This window comes from Flavicella sediminum (genome assembly GCF_006381105.1).
Lineage (GTDB): Bacteria > Bacteroidota > Bacteroidia > Flavobacteriales > Flavobacteriaceae > Flavicella > Flavicella sediminum.
In genome coordinates this window covers 352,463-364,064 of record NZ_VDET01000008.1, presented here as the reverse complement: position 1 = coordinate 364,064, position 11,602 = coordinate 352,463, and the positions used below count along the sequence as shown (strand labels likewise).

Here is an 11,602-nt window from a genome sequence, read left to right as displayed (position 1 = left end):
TAAAATCTGAATTATTTTTTTTAACACTTTCTAAACCACAACTCCAAACCTTTTTAAGAACTAACTCCCTAAACACTTTCGCGGTTAGCGGCTGCAAATGTAAAAGCTTTTTTCTTTATAAAAAAATAAAATTTTAATTATTTTCTTATTCCGTTTTTTAACCCTCAATCAACATCCTAAGGAACTCTTTTACCAACTACTCTCGCTGTTAGCGGCTGCAAAGATACAACCTCTTTTTACTTTACAAACTACTTTTTAATAACTATTTTTTTACTTTGTTTTAACACAAACTCCAAACCGCTATAAAACATCCAATTAACACTAAAATTAAACAACTTTATTTTTACAAACAACACCCCTCAAAGGGAATTTCAGAAGTCCTTCAGCCTTTTCTTTAACAGAACCACTCCTTAAACAACTAAAGAACCTTCTACTTAAAAAGATCAAAACTTATCTAATTCTCACTTCGAAGCTAAAAAAAGAACTTCAAATCAAAACTAAAATTCCAGTTCACACATCAATAAACGCGTAAAAACCTTTTCAACTTTTATTTTCTTATAACCATAAAGCGATTTTACCAGGAACTTTTGCTAGAGAAATCTATCCTTCAAACTAAAAAGAACAATAAGACAATTGAAATCCTACATTTCGGAAGAAAATTCGAAGATAGGAAACGAACTAATTTACTGAAAAACGACAGCAAATAACAAAAAAAAGGGACTGCATAATAATACAGTCCCTTTTTCTGTTTTCTAAACAACTACTTTTCTTAACTTAAATAAGCAGTTACATTTTTCTCTATCCTTGTCAAAACATCAGAGACATCAGCTTTTACAAACTGTTCTCCTGTGATCTGTTCATACAATTCAATATAACGATTCGAGATCTCTTCTATCTTCTCATCTGTGATTTCAGGTATTTGCTGTCCTTCCTTCCCTTGAAACCCATTTTCTATCAACCATTCTCTAACAAATTCTTTAGAGAGCTGTTTTTGTTTTTGGTCTTTTAATTGAATTTCATCGTAACCTTCCGCATAAAAATAACGAGATGAATCTGGTGTATGAATTTCATCAATTACAACAATCTGACCTTCTTTTGTTTTTCCAAATTCATATTTAGTATCCACCAAGATCAATCCTTGCTTTGCAGCAATCTCAGTTCCTTTCTTAAACAAAGAATAGGTATAAGTTTCTAATTGTTCATAATCCTCTTTAGATACTATCCCTTGAACTAAAATATCTTCTCTTGAAATATCCTCATCATGATCGCCAATAGCTGCTTTTGTAGATGGTGTTATAATAGGAGTCTCAAATTTTTGGTTTTCAATCATTCCATCAGGCATTGACACACCACATAAAACTCTTTTCCCAGACTTGTACTCTCTCCAAGCATGCCCCGTTAAATAACCTCTAATAACCATTTCTACTTTAAAAGTATCACACATATGACCCACCGTTACGTTAGGGTCTGGACTAGCTACCACCCAATTAGGAACAAGATGACTGGTTGCCTCTAACATTTTAGCAGCAATCTGATTTAATATCTGTCCTTTGTAAGGAATTTGTCTTGGCAAAATCACATCAAAGGCAGAAAGTCTATCCGTAGCAACCATTACTAAAAGCTCATCATCTATATTATAGACTTCGCGAACTTTTCCTTTGTATATGTTTTTTTGCTTTGGAAAGCTGAAATTGGTATCGTTTATTGTTGTACTCATTATATACTGGTATTAACTATATTTAACTACCTTGAAATAGGCAGCGCAAAAGTAACAAATTTTATTCTGTCTCTATACTTTTATAAGCCTTGATAATCTCTTTAACCAATCGGTGACGAACCACGTCTTTGTCGTCAAGAAAAACATTAGCAATTCCCTTTACATCTTTTAAGGTTAACAAAGCCGCTTTTAAACCTGAAACTTGTTTTTTAGGAAGATCTATTTGACCTGGATCTCCTGTGATGATAAATTTTGCTCTTTTTCCCATACGTGTCAAAAACATTTTCATTTGAGCATGTGTTGTGTTTTGAGCTTCATCTAAAATAACAAAAGCATTGTCTAAGGTTCTTCCTCTCATAAATGCAAGTGGCGCAATTTGTATGACTCCTTTTTCTATATAAGACTCTAACCGTTCAAAAGGAATCATATCTCTTAGTGCATCATATAAAGGTTGCATATAAGGATCCAATTTATCTTTTAAATCCCCTGGTAAAAAACCTAAATTCTCACCAGATTCTACAGCCGGACGTGTTAATATAATTCGTTTTACCTCTTTATCTTTTAATGCTTTTACAGCAAGTGCAACCGCTGTATATGTTTTACCCGTTCCTGCAGGACCAATAGCAAACAACATGTCATTCTTCTGCATTTTTTCAACCATCCTTCGCTGGTTTTCAGTTTGAGCTTTGATTAGTTTCCCGCCAACTCCATGTACTAAAACACCATCTGCTTTTTCTCCTGTTTTTTCAGATTTCCCTGTTGAAGTCATTAATTGCTCAATTGAATGCGCATCTAACTTATTATATTTCTGAAAATATTTAACAAGCATTTCCATGCGTTTCTCAAATTCATCTAGAATTAAGGGTTCACCAAAAGCTTTAATTTGTGCACCTCTTGCCACAATTTTCAACTTTGGAAAATAGGCTTTTACCAATGTCATGGTACTATTTTGAGGTCCGAAAAAATCATTAGGATTTATTTCTTCTAAAAGAATACTGCGTTCGTTCAAATTGAAAGTATTAGAATTTATCTCTTTTCTATAAAAAAAATAAAAGTACTAATAAAATTCAATACAAAACACTAGAATTTCTCTCAAAATTATGTTTTTAATTATATGATTCTGCCTATTGGCTAGCCATATTTATTTCACTAAATTTGCTCAACAATAGGATTGAACTATTGCAAACAGCTACCCAAAAACGAACAAAAATTTCAGATGCCTATAATAACCTTAACCACAGACTTCGGAACCAAGGATCATTTTGTAGGAGCTGTAAAAGGGGCTATTTACAGCACAATTTCCGACGCTAAAATTGTAGATGTTTCCCATGAAATTTCTCCATTTAACATTACAGAAACTGCTTACATCTTAAAAAACACGTATAAAAATTTTCCTGAAGGAACCATACATATAATAGGTGTTGATTCTGAATTAAACGAAGAAAACAAACACATTGCACTTTTATTAAACGGGCATTATTTTGTTTGTCCTGATAACGGAATAATTTCCATGATTGCTGCTGAAATAAACCCCTCAAAACTTGTTGAAATAAATATTCATGATCGGCTAGAGACTAGTTTTTCTGTATTAGATGTTTTTGTACAAGTTGCTGCGCATATTGCTAGAGGTGGAACTTTGGAAGTTATTGGAAAACCCATGCAGGATTTCAAAAGGCTTTTTGAACTACAGCCACAAATATCTGACGAGCACCATAAAATTATTGGGAATGTTATTTACATAGATAATTACGGAAATATTATAAGCAATATTACCGAAAAACTATTTAAAGAAGTTGGCAAAGGACGTGATTTTATTTTGAAAGCCAGTCGATACAATTTTAAAAAAATACACCACAAATACAGTGATATTGTAGACTTTAAACTCCCAACCCATTTAAGACAAACGGACGGTAGCAGGTTGGCAATTTTCAACTCAGCAGGATTTATAGAAATTGCGGTCTATAAAAGTAATTTAAAAACTGTAGGCGGAGCTTCTAGTCTGCTTGGATTGGATTACCGTGACAATATTACCATTGAGTTTCTTAAATAATTCAATACCTAACAACTAAAATTCAATTTTCATGTTTGCCATATTAAAAAAAGAACTTCGATTGTTTTTTGGAACTACTGTTGGCTACTTTGTCATAGGAAGCTTTTTACTATTAAACAGTTTATTGTTGTGGTTTTTCGACAATGATTCTAATATTCTGAATGCCGGTTTTGCCGATTTAACTAGTTTTTTCACGCTTAGCCCATGGCTGTTTAGTTTGTTAATACCAGCACTTGCCATGAAGAGTTTTTCTGAAGAAATAAATTCAGGAACCATTGAAATACTAAAAACCAAACCCATAACTAATTTACAATTGATTTTGGGCAAATATTTTTCTGTACTAAGTATTGTTTCCATAGCCCTACTCCCTACATTGCTTTATACTTTTAGTATTTATCAATTAGCTTTACCTATTGGAAATATTGACTTTGGAGTTCTTATCGGTTCCTATATTGGCCTACTTTTTATTGCCAGTGCTTTTGTTGCCATTAGCTTATGGATTTCTACTTTTTCAAACAATTCACTTGTTGTATTACTCGCTGCAATTGTCAGTTGTTTTTTTATGTATTATGGTTTTTATTCTGTTGCCTCTATTTTTGGAAACAAGGAATACTTTATCATTCAATTGGGTATGCATGTACATTTTGAAAGCATTGCTAGAGGTGTTATTGACAGTCAGGATTTAATTTACTTCTTAAGTGTTTCTCTCTTTTTTATCACTTTGTCTTATACACGAATGGCTTCCAAAAAAAATTGGAAACCTTTTATCTATATTTCTTTAGCTATCGTTGTTTTGCAATTGCTTAGTCCAAAAATATCGAAACGATTGGATTTAAGTTCTGATCAACGATATACACTTTCAACTATTTCAAAAGATCTTGTAAAAGACTTAGACGAACAAGTGGTTGTACGTGTGTATTTAGAAGGAGATTTCCCGGTAGAATTTAAACGATTACAACTAGAAACACAACAATTATTAAGAGAATTAAAAGTTGAAAATAAGAATTTAAAAGTTTTATTTATTGACCCGAAAAACGATTTAACAACTCTGATAAAAAAAGGATTGGAACCAAGTAAATTAACCGTTGAAGAAAACGGGGTCGTTTCAGAAAGCATCATTTTACCTTGGGCTACAATTCATTATAAAAACAAAATTGAACATATTTCACTTTTAAAAAACAGTACGCAAGCTACCCGTCAAGAAGCTCAGTTGGAAAGTTCTATTCAAAATTTAGAATTTGCTTTTTCCAATGCCTTCAAAAAAATAAGTTCTGAGAAAAACAAAAGCATTGCGATACTTACTGGAAATGGCGAATTAGAAGACCTACAGCTATTTAGTTTTCTAAAAGACTTATCGAAACAATATCACTTAGGGAAATTCACTTTAGACTCGGTACAAAATTCACCAAAACAAACTTTAGAACAACTACAAAAATACGACTTAGCAATTATTGCAAAACCTACTGTAGCCTTTTCTGAAGAAGAGAAATATGTTTTGGATCAATATACCTTAAATGGAGGAAACACACTTTGGATGCTAGACCACGTGTATGCTGAAATGGACAGTTTGTACAAAGGAGGCAGAACATTAGCATATACTAGAGATTTGAATTTAGATGACTTCTTTTTTCGATACGGTGCCAGAATCAATCACAATATTGTAAAAGACCTCTATTCAGCAAAAATAGCTTTGGCAACGGGTAACACTGGAAACAAAACGAATTTTCAAAACTTTTTATGGTTTTACCACCCTGTTGTAAACCCAAGCAGCAAACATCCTATCGTGCATAATTTAGGTGGCATCAGATTGCAGTTCCCATCAACTATAGATACTTTAAAAAACAATATCAAAAAAACCATTTTATTAGAAAGTTCTGTCTTGACAAGAATTGTTGAAACTCCAAATTTCATAGAATTAAAATCTGTAGCTGAAAAACCAGACCCAAAAATATACGCTAAGGGAAAACAAATTTTAGGGGTTTTATTTGAAGGTAAATTCACCTCAGCTTACAAAGACCGACAAAAACCATTTGCAACGAACAGCGCCAAAGAAATTGGTTCAACTAGTAAAATGGTCGTCATTTCTGATGGAGACCTTGCTGCGAACCAAACTCAAAATGGCAAACCTTTAGAACTAGGAATTGACAAATGGACCCAAGAACAATTCAGCAACAAAGAATTCTTACAAAACACCGTAGATTACTTATTGGACGACAGTGGTATTTTGAAGTTAAGATCAAAGCAAATAACGCTTAGAACTTTGGATAAAGCATTGGTCTCTCAAAACAGGCTGTATTGGCAAGTTTTAAATATTTTTACACCTATTTTGCTTTTGACTATTTTTGGTTTGGGCTTTCTTTATATCAGAAAACGGAAATATCTAAAACACTAAATCTATTTAATCCATTATAAAAAAAGCCGAGATTTTAAATCTCGGCTTTTTTATGCTTTGCGGTTCGCTATTTAATTGCAGTCCAAGAGGTCGTTTGGAGTATCCATAACATTAAGATCCCCCTCCCCCTTTTCTTCTAAAAATTTTGCATAAAAAAAGCCGAAATGTTTCCATTTCGGCTTTCAAATAAAGTGCGGGCGGAGAGACTCGAACTCTCACACCTCGCGGCACTAGATCCTAAGTCTAGCGTGTCTACCAATTCCACCACGCCCGCTTTATTATTGTGGATGCAAATATACACAATCCAACGATATTTCAAAGGAGTTCTCAACTTTTTTCTTATTTTTGAGAAACAAATTTTCCCACCCTATGAAAAACAGAAAAGAATACCTTGATAATCATAAAGATAGATTTATAAATGAACTTTTTGAACTTTTAAAAATTCCTTCTGTAAGTGCAGATTCTGCTTTTTATCAAGATGTTTTAGACACAGCCGCATTAATTAAGACTTCTTTAGAAAAAATAGGTTGCGACAATGTAGAAATTTGTGACACGCCAGGATATCCAGTTGTTTATGCTGAAAAATTAATTAACCCCGATTTACCTACAATTTTGGTCTACGGACACTATGACGTTCAGCCTGCTGACCCTATTCATTTATGGAACAGCCCACCTTTTGACCCAGTCATAAAAAAAACAGAAGCACATCCAGAGGGGGCTATTTTTGCACGTGGTGCTTGTGATGACAAAGGTCAAATGTTTATGCACGTAAAAGCGGTAGAATATTTAATTGCCAATAACGAATTGCCTTGCAATGTCAAATTTATGATTGAAGGTGAAGAAGAAATTGGTTCTCCTAGCTTGGAATGGTTTGTTAAAAATCATAAAGAAAAATTACGCAATGATATTATCTTGATATCTGACACTGGAATGATCTCTAACACGCAACCTTCTATTACTACTGGTTTAAGAGGATTGTCCTATATGGAAGTGACGGTTACCGGTCCTAATCGCGATTTACATTCTGGTTTGTACGGAGGAGCTGTAGCCAATCCTATCAATATTCTATCTCAAATGATAGCAAAATTGCATGATGAAAATAATAGCATTACCATTCCTGGATTTTACAAAAATGCGGAAATTCTTTCTACTGAAGAAAGAGCAGAAATGGCTAAAGCCCCCTTTTCTTTAGAAGAATACAAAGCCGCTTTAGACTTGAACGATGTTCATGGAGAACTCGGATATACCACCAACGAACGAAATTCAATTCGCCCGACATTAGACGTTAATGGTATTTGGGGTGGTTATGCAGGTGAAGGCGCCAAAACAGTAATTCCTTCCAAAGCCCATGCTAAAATTTCAATGCGATTAGTTCCTGGTCAAGATCATGTTGAAATTTCTGAATTGTTCAGTAACTATTTCAAAAGTTTGGCCCCGGCATCCGTAAAAGTAGAAGTAAGCTCCCATCATGGCGGTCACCCATATGTTACTCCAATTGACAGTATTGGTTACCGAGCGGCAAAAATGGCTTATGAAACTACTTTTGAAAACAGTCCTATACCTCAACGATCTGGAGGGAGTATTCCAATAGTTGCCCTATTTGAGAATGAATTAAATAGCAAATCTATTTTAATGGGATTTGGTTTGGACAGTGATGCGATTCATTCACCAAATGAACATTTTGGTGTTTTTAATTACTTCAAAGGAATTGAAACGATTCCATTATTTTACAAACATTTCACTGAACTCAGCAAGAAATAACATTTTACAAATATATCTGAACCATTTTACGCCAGTAATACGCTTTGTGCGCTTCCTCATCCCATTCATATAGTTGATGCGGAATTTCTTTTTCATTGAGTATACCACTTAACAAAAAATTACTGGCTAAAAACAAATCTTCTTTCCCGATAGCCAGAATAATTTCCATTTGACGAAGCTGTCCAATAAGATATGGATCTGATAAATTTTTCAAGTATTGATTTGGCATATTGAAATACACATTTTCATCGTGATAACCACTTAACAAATCTTGAAAATAACCTTTGGATTCGGTTAAATCATAACGACCACTCATACCTACCACTTTGCAAAATAAATAAGGATGGCGCATGGCAATGTTTACTGCATGAAAAGCTCCTAAGCTACAACCGGCAGCAACCATGTGAGGGTTTTCATTAATTTGATTTGCTAAAGGAACAACTTCGTTTATTACATACTTCTCAAATTGCGTATGCCTATAAATTCGGTAACCAGGGTGACTGTAATTATTATAAAACGACTCCAAGTCGACACTATCTATACAATACAATTGCAAATAACCTGCATTAATTTTATTTTGAAGAGCTTCAATTACACGCCAATTTTCATAATCATAAAAACGCCCCATCCTTGGAGGAAAAAATAATACTTTGGTTCCGGAGTGACCAAAGATCAAAAGTTCCATATCTCGTTCCAAATTTGGACTATACCATTTGTGGTATTCTCGTTTCATGTCTTTTTCATTTTAATTTTAGCCTAGCAAGCCATCTTCAAATAAATCACATACTTACTAGAATTTTTTCTGGTAATATTTCTTTATGCCCTTTCAAAATATTTTTCCATAAAGCATAACCTTTCGCACTCATATGCAAACCATCTTCCACAAAATAGGCACCAATAGGATAGCCTTTTTTATCGAGCATGGCATCATACACGTTAATATAATGAAAATTTTTATCGATTAAAGTAAGTTCTTTGATATTGCTATTGGTATATCGAATACTGCCAGACAAATGCCATCGGCTAATACTAGGTTTTATAGCTATAAAAGAACAGGGAATGTTTCCATATTTTTTTCGAATTTTCGCCAATAGGCTTTCAAAAAAAAGGACAACTTCCTCTGGATGTCTGCCATCTCCTAAGTCATTATCACCTGCATAAATAACAATGGATTCTGGCTTTTTTATGTTTTCAAAAACACGTTCAAAAAACCACGTACAGGCAGCTAACGTGGAACCTCCAAACCCTAAGTTTACAGGTTTATAGTCTTTAAAAATAGTTGTAATTTCATCCCACAATCTTATAGAAGAACTTCCATAAAAAATAAGTTTGGGATCGTAGGCTAAGTTTGATATTTCTTTTTCTAAGCGCTCTAAATCTTCATGGTACCAAAACACGTGCTTTCCTTTAATAATTTAAGGTCTAAATATAAGCTTTAAATACATGGCAACCCAATAAACATTTGATTACAATTAGTTGAATGGAAAAAACCATAGGTTAAAAAGTAGAATTACTTACATTACATAAGACCTAACTCAGTTTTCACTTTCTTTGTCAAGCTTTTTACCACAAGATCATAAGAATGATCCACCAACTTCAATAATAATGTTGGTGAAACCTCATCTTGATAATAAATCGTATTCCAATGTTTTTTATTCATATGAAAACCTGGCTGAATGGCTTCATATACATCCCTCAACTCCAATGCGTAATCAGGATCGCATTTTAGATTTATAGCAGGTGGAAATCTCTCTAAGCCTGTTAATGCAAACATTTTACCGCCAACTTTAAAAACCAAAGTCTTTTCATCAAAAGGAAAGCTCTCTGTTACATAGGCTTTCGACAAACAATACGCTCTTAGTTCTTCAATATTCATAGCTATTCAATTAAACAAGAAAAGGGCTCTCATTTCAAGTAATTTTGCTCAAAATAGAAACCCCTTTATTAATTTATTTTTTCTTTACTTAACTCTGTACACCCAAGCAGCATCATTTAAACTACTTTTTTCAAGGTAATTATACGCTTTTGTGATCGTCTCAAAAGATTGAACACTTATTAAATAATTTCCTTCTCTACTTTTAACAATTGTACTTTTTTCGCCATTAGAAGACCATTCTTTCTGAAAGCCAATAGCGTTTTTTTGTACAGAAAAACTGCCTACTATAATATGAAAAGGTTGTGATTTTGGTGCCTCCACAATTTTCGGAGCAACTTCAGCTTCCGCTACCTCAGCTTTGGACTGCTCAACTTCTTTTTCCTTAACCAATAATGCATCAATTTTGCTTATTTGTTCTTTTGGATACGCCGCATCTTTCTTCAAATTTGAAGCTTTTAAGTAGATTGCTTTTGCATCGGCATATTTCTGCTCCTGAAACAATGCATCTGCCTTAGAAATTTCAACCGTATAGGCTTCCTTAGCCTCATCTTTACAAGAAGAGAATGTCAAGCTAATCATTAGCCCGAATAATAAAGTAAAAGTTAATCTTTGAAATAAATTCTTCATCATATATGTTTTTAATTATTCAACTGAAATTCTAAAGTCTAAAACTACACATAAAACAGCTCAGCAGCAATACCATCTGCCAAGAATTTTCCTTTTTGTGTTGTTTTTAAAATACCTTCTTCTACAACTACTGTTTCTTCTCTTAAAAACACAGCAACACCTTCTTGTAAATACTCAAAATACTTCTCTCCAAAACGATTTTTTACATTTTCCAAAGAAACCCCAAATACGGTTCTTAAACCCGTCATTATGTATTCATTGTACCGATCTGTTAGCGACAAATCTTCTATTTCCAAAGCCAAGGTGTTTTGCTGTAAGGCCCTTAAATATTTTGCATTGTTAGCGATGTTCCAAGCTCTTCTATTTTTTATAAAAGAATGAGCAGAAGGACCAACGCCTAAATAGGCGACACCTTGCCAATAAGCGGTATTGTGTTTAGAATAAGCTCCTTTTTTGGCGAAATTAGAAATTTCATACTGCTCAAAACCATTTTTTTCAGTTTCTGAAACCAAAGTATTAAAATGTTCTAGCGCTAAATTCTCATCCAAAGACGGATAGGTTTTGTTTTTTATAAAACTAGCCAAGGCTGTCTTTTCTTCAACGGTTAGAGCATAACTAGAAATATGCGCTATTTTATAATCGAAGGCTTTTTGTAAATTTTGTTTCCAACGTTCATTTGTCAAGCCCGGAACCCCGTAAATCAAATCGATAGTGATTAAATCAAAATATTTTGTAGCAATGGCCAAGCATTTTTCCGACTCCTGAGCACTATGAGCTCTGTTCATCATCTTTAAATCTTCTTCAAAAAAAGATTGAATTCCAATACTTAATCGATTTACTCTTGTTAACGAAAGTGCTTTGATTTTCTCTTCATTCAAATCATCAGGATTTGCCTCTAAAGTTATTTCAGGATGTTTTGAAACTTTGAAGTTTTTTGAAATACAAGCTAAAAAAGATTCAATTTCAGAGATACTCAATAAACTAGGTGTGCCGCCTCCAAAATAAATAGTCTCTACAATTTCACCCTTTAACTCTTCAGCACGTAATTGCAATTCTTTATGCATGGCTTTTAACACCTCCCTTTTATATTTTAGTGATGTAGAAAAATGAAAATCACAATAATGACAAGCTTGCTTGCAAAAAGGGATATGAATATAAATTCCGGCCATTCTGAGTGTT

10 protein-coding genes and 1 tRNA gene are annotated in these 11,602 nt (G+C 33.5%); 3 read left to right on the top strand and 8 right to left on the bottom strand.

What is annotated here, in order from left to right:
• Positions 1-769: 769 nt before the first annotated feature.
• Together FGM02_RS11685 and FGM02_RS11680 are read right to left on the bottom strand one after the other, a co-directional pair.
• Positions 770-1,717 carry a phosphoribosylaminoimidazolesuccinocarboxamide synthase gene (locus FGM02_RS11685; RefSeq protein ID WP_139958560.1) on the bottom strand — a complete coding sequence of 316 codons (948 nt, stop codon included), beginning with the start codon at positions 1,715-1,717 and terminating at the stop codon, positions 770-772.
• A gap of 61 nt (positions 1,718-1,778) precedes the next feature.
• Positions 1,779-2,726 carry a PhoH family protein gene (locus FGM02_RS11680; protein WP_139958559.1) on the bottom strand — a complete coding sequence of 316 codons (948 nt, stop codon included), beginning with the start codon at positions 2,724-2,726 and terminating at the stop codon, positions 1,779-1,781.
• Between the two features lie 207 nt (positions 2,727-2,933).
• Between FGM02_RS11680 and FGM02_RS11675 the strand changes: the two genes are divergently transcribed.
• Together FGM02_RS11675 and gldG are read left to right on the top strand one after the other, a co-directional pair.
• Positions 2,934-3,767, top strand: a complete 834-nt coding sequence (locus FGM02_RS11675) for an SAM hydrolase/SAM-dependent halogenase family protein (RefSeq protein ID WP_139958558.1) — start codon at positions 2,934-2,936, stop codon at positions 3,765-3,767.
• A gap of 31 nt (positions 3,768-3,798) precedes the next feature.
• Positions 3,799-6,159, top strand: a complete 2,361-nt coding sequence (gldG, locus tag FGM02_RS11670; protein ID WP_139958557.1) for a gliding motility-associated ABC transporter substrate-binding protein GldG — start codon at positions 3,799-3,801, stop codon at positions 6,157-6,159.
• A gap of 192 nt (positions 6,160-6,351) precedes the next feature.
• Here gldG and FGM02_RS11665 read toward each other — a convergent pair.
• Positions 6,352-6,433 (bottom strand) — tRNA-Leu (locus FGM02_RS11665).
• 95 nt (positions 6,434-6,528) lie between these two features.
• On the opposite strand from FGM02_RS11665, the gene FGM02_RS11660 reads away from it, so the two are divergent.
• Positions 6,529-7,920: a dipeptidase gene (locus FGM02_RS11660; protein WP_139958556.1), complete on the top strand. Its 1,392-nt coding sequence runs from the start codon at positions 6,529-6,531 to the stop codon at positions 7,918-7,920.
• Positions 7,921-7,924: 4 nt separating this feature from the next.
• Here FGM02_RS11660 and FGM02_RS11655 read toward each other — a convergent pair whose 3' ends face one another.
• From FGM02_RS11655 to hemW, 5 genes are all read right to left on the bottom strand, one after another.
• Positions 7,925-8,653, bottom strand: coding sequence for an esterase family protein (locus tag FGM02_RS11655; protein ID WP_139958555.1), 729 nt, complete (start codon positions 8,651-8,653; stop codon positions 7,925-7,927).
• Between the two features lie 46 nt (positions 8,654-8,699).
• Positions 8,700-9,317: a GDSL-type esterase/lipase family protein gene (locus FGM02_RS11650; RefSeq protein ID WP_139958554.1), complete on the bottom strand. Its 618-nt coding sequence runs from the start codon at positions 9,315-9,317 to the stop codon at positions 8,700-8,702.
• A gap of 122 nt (positions 9,318-9,439) precedes the next feature.
• Positions 9,440-9,796, bottom strand: a complete 357-nt coding sequence (locus FGM02_RS11645; protein ID WP_139958553.1) for an MmcQ/YjbR family DNA-binding protein — start codon at positions 9,794-9,796, stop codon at positions 9,440-9,442.
• An 84-nt stretch (positions 9,797-9,880) separates the two neighbouring features.
• Positions 9,881-10,426, bottom strand: coding sequence for an SPOR domain-containing protein (locus tag FGM02_RS11640; protein WP_139958552.1), 546 nt, complete (start codon positions 10,424-10,426; stop codon positions 9,881-9,883).
• Between the two features lie 41 nt (positions 10,427-10,467).
• Entirely contained in the window at positions 10,468-11,592 is a 1,125-nt protein-coding gene (hemW, locus tag FGM02_RS11635) for a radical SAM family heme chaperone HemW (RefSeq protein ID WP_139958551.1), read from the bottom strand.
• Positions 11,593-11,602: the final 10 nt, after the last annotated feature.